The 19,402-nt window shown below is 47.9% G+C and carries 13 protein-coding genes; 2 read left to right on the forward strand and 11 right to left on the reverse strand.

The annotated features are described in order from the left end of the window. Window positions 1-15 precede the first annotated feature (15 nt). Window positions 16-765: a zinc metalloprotease gene (locus ACJJH9_RS14890; protein WP_252083044.1), complete on the reverse strand. Its 750-nt coding sequence runs from the start codon at window positions 763-765 to the stop codon at window positions 16-18. Window positions 766-793: 28 nt separating this feature from the next. Here ACJJH9_RS14890 and ACJJH9_RS14895 point away from each other — a divergent pair, with 28 nt between their 5' ends. Both ACJJH9_RS14895 and ACJJH9_RS14900 read left to right on the forward strand, forming a co-directional pair. Then, complete coding sequence (locus ACJJH9_RS14895; RefSeq protein WP_444923236.1) at window positions 794-940, forward strand: hypothetical protein; 147 nt, start codon at window positions 794-796, stop codon at window positions 938-940. Between the two features lie 454 nt (window positions 941-1,394). Then, entirely contained in the window at window positions 1,395-1,958 is a 564-nt protein-coding gene (locus ACJJH9_RS14900) for an MAPEG family protein (RefSeq protein ID WP_444923237.1), read from the forward strand. 461 nt (window positions 1,959-2,419) lie between these two features. On the opposite strand, the gene ACJJH9_RS14905 is transcribed toward ACJJH9_RS14900, so the two are convergent. From ACJJH9_RS14905 to edd, 10 genes are all read right to left on the reverse strand, one after another. Beyond that, entirely contained in the window at window positions 2,420-3,076 is a 657-nt protein-coding gene (locus ACJJH9_RS14905) for a hypothetical protein (protein WP_444923238.1), read from the reverse strand. 864 nt (window positions 3,077-3,940) lie between these two features. Beyond that, window positions 3,941-4,639: a hypothetical protein gene (locus tag ACJJH9_RS21200; protein WP_507021898.1), complete on the reverse strand. Its 699-nt coding sequence runs from the start codon at window positions 4,637-4,639 to the stop codon at window positions 3,941-3,943. Between the two features lie 111 nt (window positions 4,640-4,750). Further along, window positions 4,751-4,972, reverse strand: coding sequence for a hypothetical protein (locus tag ACJJH9_RS14915; protein ID WP_444923240.1), 222 nt, complete (start codon window positions 4,970-4,972; stop codon window positions 4,751-4,753). A gap of 395 nt (window positions 4,973-5,367) precedes the next feature. After that, the gene (locus ACJJH9_RS14920) at window positions 5,368-10,515 is read right to left on the reverse strand and encodes an RHS repeat-associated core domain-containing protein (protein WP_444923241.1); all 5,148 of its coding nucleotides are present in this window, start codon (window positions 10,513-10,515) and stop codon (window positions 5,368-5,370) included. 838 nt (window positions 10,516-11,353) lie between these two features. Next, the gene (pyk, locus tag ACJJH9_RS14925; RefSeq protein WP_444910317.1) at window positions 11,354-12,790 is read right to left on the reverse strand and encodes a pyruvate kinase; all 1,437 of its coding nucleotides are present in this window, start codon (window positions 12,788-12,790) and stop codon (window positions 11,354-11,356) included. A gap of 153 nt (window positions 12,791-12,943) precedes the next feature. Beyond that, entirely contained in the window at window positions 12,944-13,978 is a 1,035-nt protein-coding gene (gene gap, locus ACJJH9_RS14930) for a type I glyceraldehyde-3-phosphate dehydrogenase (protein WP_444910318.1), read from the reverse strand. Between the two features lie 163 nt (window positions 13,979-14,141). After that, window positions 14,142-14,771 carry a bifunctional 4-hydroxy-2-oxoglutarate aldolase/2-dehydro-3-deoxy-phosphogluconate aldolase gene (locus ACJJH9_RS14935; protein WP_444923242.1) on the reverse strand — a complete coding sequence of 210 codons (630 nt, stop codon included), beginning with the start codon at window positions 14,769-14,771 and terminating at the stop codon, window positions 14,142-14,144. Between the two features lie 21 nt (window positions 14,772-14,792). Beyond that, window positions 14,793-15,503: a 6-phosphogluconolactonase gene (pgl, locus tag ACJJH9_RS14940; RefSeq protein WP_444923243.1), complete on the reverse strand. Its 711-nt coding sequence runs from the start codon at window positions 15,501-15,503 to the stop codon at window positions 14,793-14,795. 56 nt (window positions 15,504-15,559) lie between these two features. After that, window positions 15,560-17,020 carry a glucose-6-phosphate dehydrogenase gene (gene zwf, locus ACJJH9_RS14945; protein ID WP_444887006.1) on the reverse strand — a complete coding sequence of 487 codons (1,461 nt, stop codon included), beginning with the start codon at window positions 17,018-17,020 and terminating at the stop codon, window positions 15,560-15,562. 54 nt (window positions 17,021-17,074) lie between these two features. Further along, window positions 17,075-18,892, reverse strand: a complete 1,818-nt coding sequence (edd, locus tag ACJJH9_RS14950; protein WP_444923244.1) for a phosphogluconate dehydratase — start codon at window positions 18,890-18,892, stop codon at window positions 17,075-17,077. Window positions 18,893-19,402: the final 510 nt, after the last annotated feature.

The following is a 19,402-nucleotide window of genomic DNA, read 5'->3' on the forward strand; positions in this document are numbered from 1 at the left end:
CCCCCCAAAAAATTATTATAGACCGCGGTAGGTACTGCTTTGCTCATCTGCGCGAGTAGCCTGCCCCTCTGTGAATTCGTACATACAGCTATCGTCTGTGTAATCCATAAAGTTTGTAATCGGATCAAGACCGGCTGCGTTCCGCCCCCTAGTACAGGAATCCCTACCTACTGGACACCCATAAGCCGGCGACCTCTCGGCAGGAGTATCGGAAACATAATCACCATTTCCACCACAGCCGCCCTGGAAGGTATGATACAAACCTAACCAGTGGCCAACCTCATGAGTAAGAGTATCGCCCTCGTTGTAAGGTGCTGCATCGCCACCAGGCACAGAACCGGTTAAAATAACTACCCCGTCATCCAGCGGATCTGAAGAATAGCTGCTTGGGAAAGTTGCCCACCCAAGTAGACCACCGCCGATATCAGCCACATAGATATTCAGGTCTCCCGCATCACCAACACGCAATGAACTTTTCATAGCGCGCTCTGCGGAGGAACCATATCCAACGTTATACCAAGAATTATTAGCCGTTACTGAAGTTGAAACCAGATTAAAGGTAAATGGTGTACTCGCATAAGCATCATTAAGTACTGCCATTTGCGCATTAATTACATTGCTGGGTAGCGACCCATTATTGGCGTTATCAGTAATAACATGGAAATATACATCAATAGTTACAGAACCCGCTGGACGTAGCGTATGAGTTCCACTGCTTATACTACGAGACTGTCCGCGCAGCGCAGTAAAATGCTGCTCTTTCAAAGCAGCCTCCTGAATAGAGGGGTGATTAGTGCCGCAACGTTTAAATTTAGCGTTGTCATTAGCACGCTCAAGTAAAGAATCACTTTCAGCAAAACTGATAGCAGGTGATATTAGCAAACACAAAGATAATGCAGTTTTTATTGAAGTTGAAAGATTAGCTTTTCTCATAACCTGAACCTTAATTATTTTATTAAATTGATAACCCCAGACAGCCCGCCCACCTTCCATGCTGAAGACAACTACTGTCAATAGTACCAACTCTCAAAATAGTAATAATGACATTGGTTTCTTTAATGAGGCGGCAAGTTCAACCAAATGGCATAAAAAGAATTAAATTCAAGGAATACTTCAAATGAAGGCTCCACACCAGAAACACAATAAAGACAGGAAAAATAGCTTCACAGGTAATCATTTCTGGTGAAAAAATATTAAAAAATGCTTTTCACACCTTAAAAACATTGCCTTACGACGAGTCAATATCCAAAAATTCTTTTTAAAAAATAGTTGTTAGCTACTATAACTTCCCTCCCTTACAGAAATTTCAAACATGACCTAAGCCCCCTGACGCACTCGATACAAGCCAATCAATCTGATAACAACAGAGATTAATAATCTAGGAGAAATAAAGAATGGAACTCGATCAAAAGCAAAGAAAAGCAATAAAATTAGTTACCATCTATCCATTTGCCTTATTCATTATTTCAACCTTTATTAACTTACCCCTTGCGGATATAGGATCGACCAAAGTCAGCCTGCCTTCTGTATCACACTTACACATAATAATTATTTCGGCTCTGATATTGACAGGAAACCACAGCCTGCTAATGACATCGACGGAGATCACTAGAGTGAAATTTAAAATGTACTCCACACCAGAGGAATGGCAAGAAAGCGGCAATAACAGGGAAGTAACATCTGAATTAGCAATTAGTGAGCTTAAGCGAAATCATAATGCACACAGAAACCTAACTGAAAACACTTGTATCTTCACTGTGCTCGCGATTCCTTTTCTATTAATTTCTCCGCCATTAATAATCACCTCTATCTGGATTATAGGTTTTGCTATGGGCAGGCTAGGTCATTCAATCGCCTATCTGGCAGGAAAAACTGGCTTGCGAGGTCTTTTTATGAGCATTAGCCTATTAGCTACGTATGGAATAGCTAGCTATCTTATATGCGCTTGGTTTATTTAGATTTATATTAGATTAAGTAGCTGTGTATTTACAGACTAGGCAAGATTATTCATAGTGGGACCAACAATCTCAGAAAACCAAATTAAGCTGCTCGATACGAGCAAGGATTTTTTTAGACCCTTGAATTGACAGAGATCTTCGTAGATAAAATCGCTCCATTGTCTTTGGAACCCTTAACATTAGCTGGTGCCTCTAAGGGTACAGGTGCATAAGATTCAGGAAAAACCTGAAGCAATTACCATATGTAACCGACCGTAGGGACCATATTCCTAGATGGGCACCTAGTTCCTGCGTGAATGCTATATAAACGATAAACATCCACACACCAACCAACCATTTTCACTTGGGAACTTAATCAGCAGACCTATAATCTACCCAAAACCTGGGAAATTATTTTTTATCTAATTTAGACTACAGCAAAACCTTCATAGCATCGGAAAGTTGTACTCATCAACCAAGCACTAGTAAAGTGACTTCTTTAATCGATAACCAAAGCTATTTTCCCGCCTTGTCCCTGTCAGCTTCCAGTCAGAATAATTAAAGATATGAATCCTACCTTCACCTGTCTTTGTTAAGCCTACCAACTTATCCAATAACTCCATATATTGAATTACCAATTGAGAGTTCAATATATCACCATCAATTCGCCCTTGCCTTCTTGGAAATAGATCCAAAAAAGCCTGAATATCCGTTAAAACTTCCCACCGAACTTTTGACATACTTAGTGGCCTAACCTGCTCATAGCCACTTTCAGGATCATCACTTCTAAACTTAGCACTTGGACCGCTAAATAAATTAATAGGCGACCACATAAAGCAATCCCTCAATGACTGCTGGGTTGATAATCCAATTGGGGCAGATCTAGCTGCATTGCTTAGTGGTCCTCCTGAGGCCACACTGCGCTGCAAAGAATCAACTTTAGATCCATCAAAAGCTGGATTTTTGATTATCATGCGCCCAATATCGAAAAACTCGCCCATTCCTTGTATATCAACAATATGATGCCTACTGAAACCTAGTAAATCTTTATCAAAACGCCCGATCAACTTTTCTGAAACCCCTTCCTTATGGATCTTTGGCCGGGAAGATGGCTTTGACATTTTAACTCTATTGCTCATGGTCAACTCTATGCAGTTTTTTAATACTAAAATTAAACAATTTAAAACTTAATAAATCAATAAAAATATATTATATGTAATGGCATGTACTTCTGTATAATTGAATTAGCTTTAACCAGCAAACCCATCAGAAAGTATTCTGCAATTCTAAGACACTTGGAAAACACAAGGTACTTATTACATTTTTAAAACCCACCAAAATTAGATGACTGGCACGGTACTAATGCATATAAAAATATAAGTGCCAATCAAAGTAATTTATTTAGATGATTGATAGAAAAGATCGCCCTTGATGGAAGAATCATTACTCCTGCCAGCAGCATCTACATCCATCAATGAACTTAATTTATTAAGCGATCAGATCAATTGTGGATATGATAGGCATCGAATCCACTAGAGTTGACTTTTGCGGTCAAGCATTCATTGAAATCATATCCATACTGACAGATCTCATTAAGTTCGATAGTAATGCAATTTACTTTATCCTCTACATTACAGCGGTATTACGAAGGCACGGGCTGATACGAATTTATCCTGACCTGTGCAATCGAAGCCACAATAGGTATTACAGTTTTGCTTGAAACCAAGGCCCTCCGTGAGGGGCACTCTAGGGCGCAGTAGTTACAATTGCAGGTTCTCATGCAGGTTGTCTTCTCTTTTGGCGATCTGGCCTGCTTTGTTGTATTGCTAGCTACGCTTCAGGATGGAGTCTGACTGAGTCGGATCTGATACCGGACCATTGGCCTTGCCCAGGCGCAGTTTTTTAAAGACGGCCCTGAGGATCGTAGTCTCTCTGGCTTTCCAGCCCATTGCCGAGCTGACGCTGGCTTTCCCTGCCCTGTTCATCGTGACTGATGCTGGTGATCAGATGATCGGTTTCGCTGCCCAGTGGCCGGCGGGGTTGAAGGCGAAGTCCAGTACTTCACCATCGGGTAATGTTGTGGCAATACGATTACCGACGGCATCGTATTGGTGGCTCAGTTTGTCTTTGCCCTGCCAATCGGCAACAATACGCCCATTGGCATCGTACTCCCAGCGCAGTTTGCGGTGGGTATTTTCCGCCTCAACTAATTGCTCACTGCGGTTGTAGCGGAAGTTGGTAATTCCATCCGGGGTCAATTCTTCTAACAAACGACCGAAGGGGTCACGCTTGAAGATGGTGTCGATACCCTTACCAGTATCAGTGTCGGTAACGGCTCTGGAACTGATCAGGTGGCCGGCGCGGTTGTAGGCATAGCGGGTCACGCGGCTATCGAAGCCGATCTCTTCAATTAATCGTTCGTTGAGATCGTATTTAAGCTGGTAGCGCTCTCCACTCTCGTTAGTGAGGCCAACTAAGTTGCGTTCGCCGTCGTAGTGATATTCAAGGCGGCTGCCGTCTGGGTTGGTGCGCGTCTTAACCTGGCTGAGGCCGTCGTAGGCGTAGCTGGTACTGCGACCTTCGGAGTTGCTAACTTCGGCCAGTAACCCCTGGGGGTTGTAAATGTATTGTGTGCGGGCACTATCTGGAGTAATTATCGCATAGATGCGATCCTGGGCATCGTATTCGTAGCCAGTGATCAGAAGCCTGGTTAAAGGTTAAGTAAACGACAATAGTTTACTCTGACCCCATTTATTCTATTTAGCAAAAAAAATATTACACAGTGTACGGCAAAACCACCAGAAACTATTTCTTTAGTGATATATGTCAATAAAACCACCTAAATATGGGCAAGCAACTAATAGCTCAAATTGTTCAAAATCCTCCCGTTGATTTCCAACCCCAGCTTCAACAGGGAAATAAAGCAACAAAACTCCTGTGCTGGATTTTTTGTTTTTATTCAACCCCCTAAACTGGTAGCCATTTTTTTGGAATATTAAAGTTATCCAGCAACTCACCACTCTTTGAATAAACATGGATTAGCGACCTGATATACTCACTTACGTATACCTTTTTAGATATCGCCGAATAAATAGCTCGAGCAATTGCTGGAAACTTAAGAACGACTTGTCGCCCTCCCTCGCCCCAAGACAAAACTGTTGAGGCGCCTCGATCTTTTCCTAGAAATAACGACAAGCTATTTATAAGATATCACCTTAGTAATTTTTCTCGAACGTCCCTCCAGAACATAGTCAACGACTATTGATTTGCAAAAGTAGAACTTATCCCAGAAATCTGGGTTTACACCCACCACATCTCTCACCCTTGAGTCAGTAAAAAGGCTGTATTCATTCCCTTTATCGTCGAAAAATAATAATTCCGAGCTATCAGCGGGAGAAACTTCCTTAAACTTTACCTTAGCCATAAGTATCTATTTCTTCGTACTAATTTTCTTTCTTGGCATTTTCTTTGGAGTTGAGAACGAAATTTTTCCAGCGTTTTCTGGCTGCCAAAATTCCGCAAACACCTGGGTGCCTCCCCCCCTATACTTTGTGCCTGCTTTTGAAACCTGAGGGGCAACCTCACCAATATAAAGAGTTGTCCCCTTCTCCATAGTTACAGAAGTATAATGTGTCATATCGTTATATGCTCCCCTACCAAAACTCTTAAGAGCAAGTAATTGTCTAGTCTCATACCTAGAAGAAGGCATATCACCTATTGCTACATATGGACCCGCTGGGTTTGAACCTCCTCCCGAAAAGCGGTGACCTTCCACTGTATCTAAAAGTTTAATCTTAACAGCTTTATCGCCAGTAAAACCCTGTCCTGGGCGGTCTACTTGTTCAATAATTTCATACGATCCCTCAGGTAAAGCCTGTAAGTGCTTTTCTAATAGTGGATCAACTTTGATAGGTCCATTTTTATTACAGTCGCCGGGTTTTGCTGAAAGACCAAACGGATCAATCCATTTAACCGGATTAGGCACATACTGGTAGTTATTTACACCACCTAAAAGTCCAATCGGGTCCTGCTGAGTAAACTCCCCAATCTGCGGATCATAGTACCTAAACCGGTTGTAATGTAGCCCGGTTTCTTCATCAAAGTACTGGCCTTGAAAACGTATCGGTTGCTCTATCTGATTTTCATGTGCTAAAGCAATATTACCGTAGCACTTATAAGCAACACTCCATACCACTTCACCGTCTTGGTTGGTAAGGGTATCTGGAGTTCCTAGATGATCCAGATGATAGTGATAAACCTGATTATCTTCTTTTAACCCAACAGGTTTGAAAGTGCCCGGCTCGAAGTAGTAGGTACGGGTATTGATATCCTGCTTGGTTTGGGTATCAGTTTTATTTTCCCGCAGGAGTACGTCGCCATCCCAAAGAAAGCCTGTTTGCTCATCGCTAGAAGCTTTACCAATACGGCGCCCCAGGGGGTCATATTGGTAGTGAATCTCTTGTTGAAGCTGCTCTGCCCCCTCTTCTACCTTGAGCTTTTCTACCCTCACCAACTGCTGGCGACTGTTGTAGTGGTAGCGGGTTTGCAGTTTTTGTCCTTTACCGCGTAGCTCAGCAATACGGTTGCCATGGATATCGTAGCGGTAGTGGGTATCACCACGGAGGGCTAAACGGTTGCCTTTGACCTGGGTGACGCTAGCCTGTTGTTTGGCTTCGTCTTTCGAGTTGGCGGCGGCAAGAATATTGTGCGCGGGATCGTGCACAAAATATTCGGGGTTGGGGCCGTCTACCTGAGTGAGCCGGTCGAGGGCGTCGTAGTGGTAGCTGCGGTTTCCGCGCAGGCTGTCCTCAATTTGGGCAATCTGGCCGGCTTTATTGTATTGGTAGCTACGCTCCAGGATGGAGTTTGACTGAGTTGGATCTGATACCGGGCCATTTGCCTTGCCCAGGCGCAGTTTTTGCAGGCGGCCCTGAGGATCGTAATCTCTCTGGCTTTCCAGCCCATTGCCGTGTTGGCGCTGGCTTTCCCTGCCCTGTTCATCGTGGCTGATGCTGGTGATCAGCTGATCGATGTCGCCACCTACTGGGCAGCGGTGTAGGCTTTGGAATTGGCCGGCGGGATTGAAGGCGAAGTTCAGTACTTCACCATCGGGTAATGTTGTGGCAATACGATTACCGACGGCATCGTATTGGTGGCTAAGTTTGTCTTTGCCCTGCCAATCGGCAACAACACGCCCATTAGCATCGTACTCCCAGCGCAATTTACAGTGGGTATTTTCCGCCTCAATTAATTGCCCACTGCGGTTGTAGCGGAAGTTAGTAATTCCATCCGGGCTCACCTCTTCTAACAAACGACCGAAGGGGTCACGCTCGAAGATGGTGTCGATGCCCTTACCTGAATCCGTATCCGTCACTGCTCTGGAGCTAATCAGGTGGCCGGCGCGGTTGTAGGCGTAGCGGGTCACGCGGCCATCGAAACCGACTTCTTCAATTAATCGTTCGTTGAGATCGTATTTAAGCTGGTAGTGTTCACCATTTTCGTTGGTGAGACCAACTAAATTGCGCTCGCCGTCGTAGTGGTATTGCAGGCGGCTACCATCCGGATTAGTACGGGCCTTAACCTGGCTAAGGCCGTCGTAGGCGTAGCAGGTACTGCGACCTTCGGAGTCGGTAACTTCGGCCAGTAACCCCTGAGGGTTGTAGCTGTATTGGATGCGAGCACCATCTGGGGTGATTACCGCATGGATGCGATCCTGGGCATCGTATTCGTAGCGAGTGACCTGGCCAGGGGCGTGTTGTACTTCTTCCAGGCGACGAGCGCTGTCGTAGCGGTAGTGCTGGGCGCGGCCCATGGGATCTTTGACTGCGGCGAGTTTACCTTCAGGATTCCACAAGTAGCGAGTGGTATTTCCCAGTGGGTCGGTAACACTGCCGATCAGACCAACGGGGTTATAGCCATACTGGGTACTGTTGCCGAGAGGATCTTTGGTGGCAGCGATCTGACCTTTTTTGTTGTACTCGCGTTGCCACTTATTCCCAGCAGGATCAATAACTTTTGCGGGCAGGCCTTCCCTATTGTATTCAATGCGGTGCTTATTGCCGGCGGCATCGGTTTTTTGTACCAGACGTCCCTGATCGTCGTATTGATAAATCTCTTCACGCAGGCTGCCATCGTCGCTTGGCAGCTGTACCTTAGTGATCTGGCCCAGGTCGTTGTAACTGTAAAGGGTCTCTGCACCTTCCGGATCGCAGTGATAAATGGGCAGGGCGCGCTCATTGAAACGGTAACGCTCTTTACCGCCGCGGGTATCCGTGACGCTAACCCCCTTACCATCATCATCCCAGGCAAACTGATAATTGTAAGTGTCCTGCCCATCGATAGGGTCACCCCACTGACGAACACAGCGGGCGGAGGGACCTTCGGCATCCCATTCGAAGTGGAAGCGGTAGCCGGTTTTTAGGGTACGCTGCTTAATAACATGCTGGTGATACTGATACTGCTCACTGTGGCCATCAGCGTCGGTGGCCTTGATCAGGTCGCCTTCATTGTTGTACTCATATTTTGCGAGAACTTTAATACGACCATCGCGGGTTTCTTTTTTCAGTTCACCAATATGTAAACTTTTTGCCTGCCCTTCCGGAGGACTGATATGCAGGGCTTCACCGAGACTGCTCTCGATGCAGATTAAACGCTCATCGATATAGTGGAACAGGTAGAAGTTGCCGTAACCATCGCGAATTTCTGCAAGCTTAAGAGTCCCCTTATCCCCGATAGCTTTAAAGTGCCTCTGCACTCCATTGGGGGCACCATAGGGGGTAACTATCCAATGTTCATCATTAACGCGAGTAAGGGTTAACTGCTCCACCACGTTGTGGCTGCGACCGCTATCTCCCGGTGCCGGCAGGTTAATCACTCGGCCCTCGGCATCGTGGAGCTGCACCGCTTTACCGGGGCGCCATAGCAGTTTTTCACCTAGGGTATGGGTCCAGCCGTGTCCCATGCCGAAGTCTTTGGGGTTACTGCTGCGGTAGGTGCGCGCTACAGTGAGTGGCAGAGGGCCATCCAGAACCGTATCCACCAGGGTGAGGCGTTCCTCACCGGTTTTTAGGTTAATTGGATCGCCACCCTCAACCGCATTAGAGTTGGATTGACTAGTTTTTTTGTTTTGGTTGTTACCTGTTTCACTACTGGTTTTATCGGGCTGGTTGGAGGCTGAACTACCTCCAGTTTGGCCCCCATTATTTGTGCTGGAACCCGAACTACTGCTCTGGTTACTTTGACTACCTTTACTCGAACTATTAGAGGAAGAACTGCTAGACGAGGGGCCATTGGACGATGGCGGTGTCGCAGCTTCGGAGGAGCTTAAGTCAGAGAACTTAGCCCCTTTAGCTCCAGAGGGGCGCCTCAGCTTACGTAGACTTTGTTTTTTAAGTAAGTCTGAAATACGCTTAAAAATATGCCCAATTTTTTTGTAGCCATTGGCAAGCATCAATGCAGGTTGATTTACAGCAGCCACAGCTGCGGCTGTCCCCCCTGTTAGGAAGGCAATTACAACAGCTACTATAAACTCAAATAGTTTGCCACCTGCCCATTCAGCTATTTCTAAAGGATGTTGGGCTCGTACATAGGCTTGAAGAAACCTTGAAATCTCTGCCCGCATTCTCTGATCATCGTAGATTGCTTCAGCAATTTGGAACGCTTCTTCCGTAACCTCTTTTGCAACATGCCGAATATCGTACCCAAGAACATCAGCCGTTTCCTTAAACGCCTGATTTAAATTGGTGTCGAGATACTTTAAAGCCGCAGCTTTTTGCTCCCCTCGCAAAAATAAATTAGCCGCAGCTGTTTGCCCTAGGTAACCAGGTAATTGATGCCATACTGTTTGCCAGGAGGCAGCCATTTCAACAATATTTACACCTAGCTTTAAGGCCTCATCTGGAGAATTCCATACCCACTTTGCTGTATCAACCGTTGTATCCCATGCGCCTTCAGCATACTCAGTGACATCATTCGCAGCATCTACAAATCCATTTTTGGCAAGCTCAGCAGCAACTGCTTTATAGATCCAGTCAGAAGCATACTCTCTAGCGACCCCCTCAACGACACTCAGCACCTTGCCTTGTAAATCGCTAGTATCTGTGAACTGCCTCTGCCCCAAGATCCGAAGCCGCGATTGTAAAAGAGATTCAATCTCTGCTTTATGGGCTTCTTCAGAGGCAATAATTTTCTGAAATTCGGCACGCAGCTCAGAAATCAACCTCAATCGTTCTTGCTCAATCTCCCACAAATCATTGATATCCTCTTCAATGATTAAGCGGTTTTGAATTAAAGCTATGTATATATCTCGGGCTCTGCTTGATAAGTAGGCTGGCGCTTCGCTTAGCGGTCCTAGAAAAACTGTACCAGTATTGCTGGACTGAATACTGATACTAAGTGTATTGCAGGAAAAGCCATCTGGACCAAAAAACTCACGATGTATATCCTGAATAACCTTATCATCAAACATTGAAAGCAAAAGATTCGCATCTACGCTCATGGGTACGCTCATCTGATAAGCAAACCCAACACGAACCAGATACCTCACGCCTTCTTTGTTCTCGATAAATAATCGCTTCATGGATAATCCTTTAATCACAGCAGCCCGTAGCAAAGCAGCTTCTTACCATCTCGCTCAGAGCAGAAAAATACTCTGATTTATTTAGTGACTGCTAAAACGAGAAACTCTTAGAGTGATCAAAAACTGAGCAACTCATTTAGATTGATCGCTCTTTCACCATGGGAAAGAGCCTCACAAACAGCCAAATACCCCTATAAATTTTATAGATTTAGGGTAACCGTAATTTGTGAAATCTTAAATACCAAACTTTTATGGCTCTGAAGGTAGTCAAAATCCACTTACCAAAATTCTAACTTTCTGGACGAACGAAGAGCTGAAAGCAAGACTAGCGGCAAGGAGTACCCATAATTACGGTCTATCTGGGAAGATTACCGTAACTAGGTCGAGGGGGATAGATAAACGGCATTACACGAGTACGACAACGAGTGTAGCGCTGCAGACAAATAAATTACTGAAAATATTTTGAATTAAGCGTAATAAATATAAAGGCAATCATCCTAGCAACAGATAATTTACTGCAAAGATCTAAAAGAAAAATCAAATTCGAATTTAACCGGCAATAACTCATTAAAAAAGTTATTTGTGCTGCCATCCCTCTTCACTGCTTTAACTAGTAGCTACTAGTTGGATCTATAGAACCACTCAAGGATCAGGCGCAACGTGAACAACATCACAAACCAGGAGAGGAGAAAAGATTGAAAAGAATTTAGAGCTGGGTGAAAAAGTGAGCAGCTGAGAATGGAGAAATGAAAAGTTTATCGACAATCTTTCTTTTCAGGTGAAAGCCATTACTAATTTCAACTCCCAAATCGTTAGTAATGACTTACACCATAAAGATTTATTCGATTTCTTTAATACGCATCGAGTTGGTATGACCACCGACATTGAGGCGCTCACCTTGGGTGATCAATACCCGCTGGCCTTTTTGCAGGTCTATGCGCGCGCCCAGCACTTCGATAATTGACTCGGTAAGGTGCCCCAGAGGCACCGTGGTTGGGTCGTAACTGATGGGCTCTACTCCGCGCAAGAGTACCAGCTGACGTGCAACATTGGGGTGCCTTGTCATAGCGTAAATCGGCAGGCGGGTATTGGCGCGGGACATCATACGCGGGGTTCGGCCAGACTCTGTCAACGCAGCCACTGCGCAGAGATTCTCCACTCGGGCAGCCACATCAATAGCGGCCTGGGCGATCACGGTATCAATACGATCCGAAGCACCATGTTCCTCTGGCGAGTAAGGCACACTGCCGAGATACTGCTCTGCCCCCACAATCACCTCACTCATGGATTCCACTGCAGAGACCGGGTAATCTCCTGCAGCGGTCTCTGCAGAAAGCATCACCGCATCGGTACCATCCAGCACAGCATTAGCCACGTCCATCACTTCCGCGCGGGTAGGCGTTGGGCTGGTAATCATGGACTCCATCATTTGCGTCGCGGTGATTACGCCACGATTAAGCGCATTGGCACGGTTGATCAGTTTCTTTTGCACACCCACCAGAGCGGGATCGCCAATCTCTACTCCTAGGTCGCCACGTGCCACCATAATCGCATCAGAAGCAAGTATCAGGGCATCCATCTGTGTATCGTCGGCAACGGCTTCGGCGCGCTCAATCTTGGCCACAATAGCGGCCTGGCTACCAGCAGCCTGCATAGCCTTGCGCGCGGTCTCCAGGTCCTCGGCACAGCGGGGGAAACTCACTGCGAGGAAATCCACTTCCAACTCGGCAGCCAGTTCAATATCGCGGTAATCTTTTTCAGTTAAAGCTGGCGCGGACAAGCCACCGCCAAGCAGGTTAATGCCCTTGTTATTGGAGAGTTTACCGCCCTGTAGCACACGGCAATACAGTTTGCTGGCAGTTGTGCCCGTCACCTCCAGGCGAATCTTGCCATCGTCGAGTAGGAGAATATTACCGGAATGGCAATCGCTGATCAGACTGGGGTAGTCGACCCCCACACGATGCTCATCGCCCCCTTCCGGAGGGCAGTCGAGATCCAGTGTGAACTCATCATTGTTCTCAAGCGCCACGCTGCCGGCTGTAAAACGGGCAATTCGAATTTTGGGGCCCTGTAAGTCGCCCAGTACTGCGACAGTTTTCCCCTGGGCCTCAGCAGCATCTCGCACTTCCCGCACCCGACGGCGATGGTCATCGACACTACCATGGGAGAAATTTAAACGCACAACATTCACGCCGGCACGAATCATTTCATCGATCACACGCGGCTTATCGGTACCGGGTCCCAGAGTGGCGACGATTTTTGTATGGCGAATCATATGGTCCCGTTAGATATTTGTTTAAAAGAAAATCTCTACGACCGGCTAGCACTGCAAAAGTAAATTTAGCCGGCCCACTAGAGTACAAGACGAATTCACAGGCTTTCCCACAAGGGTTTTCTAATTTAGGGGCAACCTATCATAAGAATATACTCAGGCAGATTCCGCCACCGGCAGATCCAACTGTAAAGCTGCTGCCATGGCCAAGCTGGTATCCAACATACGGTGGGAGAAGCCCCATTCATTGTCATACCAGGCCATCACCTTCACCAGATTTCCATTCACCCGCGTGTGATTGGCATCGAAGTGGCTGGAAGCGGTGGTGTGATTAAAATCCACAGAAACCAAAGGCTGGTCGCAATAGCTCAAAACACCACCACTGGCTTCTGCGGCGCTCTGCATAATACGGTTTACCTCTTCAACCGTAGTATCGCGGCTCGCAATAAACTGACAGTCCACCAGAGAGACGTTACTTACCGGCACCCGAACCGCCATTCCATCCAAGCGTCCCTTTAATTCCGGTAATACCAGACCCACGGCCGCCGCCGCCCCAGTCTTGGTGGGAATCATATTGTCGGCCGCAGCACGTGCCCGATAAATATCCGCATGTACCGCATCCTGAGTGTTTTGGTCGTTGGTATAGGCATGCACCGTGGTCATAAAGCCCCGCTCAATTCCCAGCGTACGGTGCAGCGCCTGTGCCACCGGTGCTAGGCAATTGGTGGTGCAGGAAGCATTGGAAACTACGCGATGCTCCGAGGTCAGGTTACTATTATTCACGCCGTAAACCACGGTGAGATCTGCATCTTTTGAAGGAGCGGAAATCAGCACCGCTGCAGCACCAGCTTCGATATGGGCAGAAGCAGAAGCCTTGTCAGTAAAGCGGCCGGTACATTCCAATACCAGATCCACCCCCAGCTTTCCCCAAGGCAGTTTAGCCGGATCGCGCTCCTGATAGACCTGAACTCTATCAGAGCCGATAATCAACGCATTGCCGTCCACTTTTACTTCGGTGGCAAAGCGGCCGTGAATAGTATCAAAACGCGTCAAATGCGCATTGGAGGCAACCGGAGCCAAGTCATTAATCGCAACCAACTGGATACGATCGCGGTAACCGGACTCGTAGATGGCACGGGTGACGTTGCGACCGATACGGCCGTAACCATTGATGGCGACTTTAATTTTCATCTGGCTTTACCTTTTTTTTAGCTTCTGGTTATCCCCTATTGCATCCATTTATGAATGCACTCTAGCGAACTTTTATGACGATTTGCCTGATGGTGTAGCGCACTTGCATCAGTCACTAAAGTACTACCCGAACAATTCGGGAACGACACAGGCAATTAACAGATTAAGATTCCAGTGCTGCAGCCTGTTGCGAAAGACGGGTAATCTCGGCCCAATTTTTCTCCTGTACCAGGGCACTTGAGGCCATCCAGGAACCTCCCACACAAACCACGTTGTTAAGTGCCAGGTAATCCGCCGCGTTGTTGGGGCTCACACCACCCGTTGGGCAAAATTTTACTTCCGCTAATGGACCGGCAAGGGACTTCAGCATGGCCACACCGCCGGCGGCCTCAGCAGGGAAAAATTTCTGATAACGGTAACCCCGCTCATACAGGCCCATCACTTCGGAGGCGCTTGCGGCACCGGGTAATAGAGGCACATCACTTTCATCCGCAGATGCCAATAGTTTTTCTGTTGCACCAGGGCTTACCATAAAGCGCGCTCCTGCATCGACAGAGCGGCGCAGATCATCGCCATTTAGCACTGTGCCGGTACCCACATCAGCCTCGGGTAGGTGTTTGGCAATTTGCTCTACTGCAGCCAAGGCCGCTTCTGTACGCAGGGTCACCTCAAGAACATTCAAGCCACCTTCGAGCAAGGCCTCAGCCAGGGGCAACGCATCTTCAGCCCGCTCGATAACCAACACTGGGACAACGCCAGCAGACTGCAAAATGTCGGCGATATTTTTCTGCATCAATCAATTCCAAATCGTTCGTTAAGGCGCCCAATACACAGTGACCGGCTTCAGTCCCTGCTTGAGAATACTGCGCACCGGCATTTCCATTTCATCACTACCGAGCAGGGCTTCACGATAAACCTTGAGTTTTTCCTCACCGGTAATCAGTAGCTTGATATTTTTTGCCTGTAAAATGGCATTTAGGGTCAGCGTCATACGTTCGGTATTGGTACCGGTTACGGCACTCTGTTGCGCGGTAATGGCGCTACACAATTTGTCCGAATCTGGATTTAGTGCTTCGGCAAGCCCTTGTGCATGGGGAAATAAAGAAGCGGTGTGGCCGTCGTTACCCATTCCCAGAATGCACACATCAAAGGGGCGCGGTAGCTCGTCATAGGCGCGCTCACAATCAGCTTCACCCTCTACAGCACTACTATGGGTGTTTTTCATGCCCAGCAAAGTGGCCTCGGCGGCATTATTTTGCAGCAGGCTGTTTTCAATAAATGTCTGATTGCTGCCACTGTGGGATTTTTCTACCCAGCGTTCATCCACCAACGCCGCCGTAATCTGCGCCCAGGGCAGTGGACGCTTGGAAAGTTCGCGATAAACCGGTTCCGGAGTACTGCCTCCCGAGACAAGAAAAGTGGCTTGACCAGACTCTTTAATGCCTTGCTGCAGTTCGCAGGCACAGTCGTAGGCCAGTGCCTGTATCAGGCGTTCGCGATCGGTAAAGAATTTCTCTTCTGCCATGAATACTTCCATTCATCGTTATGGATTACCTTAAAAATAGGTAATCCACAAAATCATTAGTAGGCGTTAAACCATTGGCGACCATCCCGCGCTAGTAGTTCGTTAGCTTCTTCTGGTCCCCAGCTACCAGCAGGATAGGGCTTGGGCTGATTTTCGGTTTCACGCCAGTGTTCAATAATAGGGTCCACCCAGGCCCAGGCTGCCGCCACTTCATCGCGGTGAATAAACAGGGCCGAGTTATTGGCAGCGGCATCGAGCATCAACCGCTTATAGGCATCACTGCGGAAGCTGTCATAAGTGTCTGAAAGCGTTAAGTTCAATTCCGCCGGCTGTAGCTCAGTGGTCAGGCTATCCATTTTCTTGGCCATCAAAATCAGCCGGATGCTCTCTTCCGGCTGTAAGCGGATAACCAAACGGTTGGGGACTACATTGCCGGCACTCTCGTCATAGACTAGGTGGGAAACTTTTTTGTACTGCACCACAATTTCCGCACAGCGTTTTTCCATACGCTTGCCTGTACGCAGGTAAAAAGGTACTCCCGCCCAACGCCAGCTATCGATATATGCACGCAAAGCGACAAAGGTTTCCGTGGCACTAGCGCCACCTTCCAGATCATCCAGATACCCCGGCACCTTTTGACCATTAATTTCTCCAGCAACATACTGGCCACGCACAACGTTTTTATCTACCAGGCCGCCCTTTAGTGGGCGCAACGCCTCCAATACCTTGATTTTTTCCGCTCGAACATTTTTCGCGGTCATGGAATTCGGAGAATCCATAGCGATCAGGCACAAAAGTTGTAAAAGATGATTTTGCACCATATCCCGCAGCGCACCGGTTTCATCATAAAAACCCGCGCGGCCTTCAAGGCCGACAGTTTCAGAAATACTAATCTGTATATGGTCAATAGTTTTTGCATCCCAAAGGTGCTCGAACAATACATTACTAAAACGCAAGGCCAGCAAGTTTTGAACGGTTTCCTTACCCAGGTAATGATCGATGCGGAAAATACTATTTTCCGGAAAGTAACTCGCAATTTTGCTATTGATTTCGTCGGAAGTCTGCGCGTTATAACCGAGAGGTTTTTCTACCACCACCCGGGAATTTTTACTAATTAAGCCTTTGGATGAAAGGTTTTCACAGCAGGGGCCAAAAACACCAGGGGGAATAGCCAAATAAAAAATTCGTACTCGCTCGGGATCTGATTCGAGGATGTCCGATAAGTGCGTCCACTGTTGATCCGGTACAGAAATATCCAGGGCCACAGGGCGTAATAACTGGCTAAAACCAGTCCAGATGGAATTGCAATATTCACCATCGCGCAAATGCTGCTGTAGGGCCTGAAGTGCCACATTTAGATATTGATCGGCGTCTTGCTGGTGGCGACAAACAGGAAGAATTCGGCAGCCCTCTGCTAAGCTGCCCTCTCGGTAAGCGCGATACAGTGCTGGAATCAACTTGCGCAGGGCAAGATCACCACCACCACCAAATAACACCATATCAAATGGGTTAGACATAAACTTTGCTCTGAAATCGTTTTCTACTGCGCCGTTTCTTTTGAGCGACACATATTAATAAAGGATACTGGCACCACTCTCGGCACCACTGGCGATAGCGCGCATATTGGCAAAGAGTTCCCGGCCCATACCGCGGGCGCTATCAGATAAATCGCACTGAGCGAGTTCGCGCGCATGTAATTCCGTTTCATCCACCAAGACCCGCAACACGCCAGCTTCGGCATCTAGCTCCACTATGTCACCATCGCGCACCTTGGCAATGGGGCCGCCTTCGACGGCCTCAGGAGACATATGAATAGCCGCCGGCACCTTGCCGGAAGCACCGGACATCCGCCCATCGGTGACCAGGGCCACTTTGAAGCCTCGATCTTGCAGTACACCCAGGGTTGGAGTCAGCTTATGCAGTTCAGGCATACCGTTTGCTTGTGGTCCCTGAAAACGCACTACCGCAACAAAATCCCGTTCCAGCTCGCCAGCTTTGAAACGCTCTAGCAATTCATCCTGGTTATGCAGCACAATCGCCGGCGCTTTCACCTTGAGATGCTCTGGTTTAATCGCGGAAACTTTGATCACACTACGGCCGAGGTTGCCCTCCAGTAGCTGCAAGCCGCCGTGATGGGAGAAAGGATCGCTAACAGGGCGAATCACTGTAGTGTCTCCGCTCTCTTTCGCCGTTGGCCGCCAAACTACACCATCACCAGACTCGTTGAGGAAGGGGTCTTGGCAATAGGACTCAAGACCACTATCACCCAACACCGTGCATACATCACCATGTAACAGACCAGCCTCAAGCAACTCACTCATCAGGAATTGCATACCGCCAGCTGCCGCAAAGTGATTGATATCGGCTGTACCGTTCGGGTAGACATGGCACAACAGAGGCACCACTTCAGAGAGGTCGGCCATATCCTGCCAGGTGATTTGGATACCGGCAGCTCGCGCCATCGCTATTAAATGCAGCGTATGGTTGGTGGAACCACCTGTGGCGAGCAGTCCCACAATACCGTTAACAAATGTTTTTTCAGTGAGGATTTTCGCGATGGGTGTGTGTTGGCTGGGCTCAGTAATTTTTGCTAACTGTGCCACCGCCGCTTCATTAAGTGCATCGCGCAGGCCAGTGCCAGGATTTACAAATGAACTGCCTGGCAACTGCAGGCCCATAATTTCCACCAACATCTGGTTGCTGTTAGCGGTGCCGTAAAAAGTACAGGTGCCAGCACTGTGGTAAGAAGCGCTCTCCGCCTCCAACAATTCGGCACGACCAACCTTGCCCTCGGCATAGAGCTGGCGAACTCGTACTTTTTCCGCATTAGAAAGCCCAGTAGGCATTGGGCCCGCCGGTACAAAAATTGAGGGTAGATGTCCAAAAGCGAGGGCACCGATTACCAGTCCCGGCACTATCTTGTCGCAGATGCCGAGGAACATAGCGCCTTCAAAGACATCGTGGGAAAGGGCGATGGCTGTGGACATGGCAATTACATCGCGGGAAAAGAGACTCAGCTCCATACCTGGCCGCCCCTGCGTCACCCCATCGCACATCGCCGGTACCCCACCGGCTACTTGCGCAGTGGCACCGTGACGCGCCGCCGCCTCTTTCAAGCGTGGCGGATAAAGCCCATAGGGCTGGTGCGCTGAGAGCATATCGTTATAAGCGGTAACAATCCCCAGATTGGGACCACGCCCGGAAACAATAAGCTGCTTGTCCTTTTCTGGAGAGGCTGCAATAGCATGGGCCAGATTGCCACAGGACAGGTGCGTAGTGGCACGCCCTTCAATGTGCGCTTTCTCCACCTGAGCCAAATACTGAGCGCGGGTTTCCTCACTGCGCTGGATAATCCGCTCGGTAACTGCCTGAACCTTGCTGTGAACCATGACTCTTCCGTATTAATTCTGCTCGATGCACGCTTGAGCTGACATCGATGCCTTATTGCGGTGGCGGCACAGCCACCATTGAGTTTTCATCCCTGAAAGGGCCTTTCGGCAAGTAAAATCCCGCCGCCTGACTGGGTTGTAGTGCGGACGAAGCCCTATCACCCGGCAGGCGATGGACAAGCTGGAGAACTCCATCACCCACCTAGCAAAAAAAGTGCACTTTTTTTTCAGGAAAAACTAATAGGCTTGATCAATACCCCTACCAAACCTCAAGAAATGCACTTTCTTACCAGGCCTAATTTTTACCGGAGCCCACTAACTCCATCGGATACTAATGGGCCAGTGAGATCAAAACCTCCCCCCTCCAGATGGAGTAGAAAGCTCACAAACCTCAAATGGCACTAGCAAAATAAGGCCATGCAAGCTTGATGAAGCTCATTATGTAGTAAAACTACAAAAAAGATCAAGAGCCAACCTATAGCCGACATAAGAACCAAGCCATTAGCCTGG

Source organism: Microbulbifer mixtoriginis (SeqCode), from assembly GCF_052466715.1.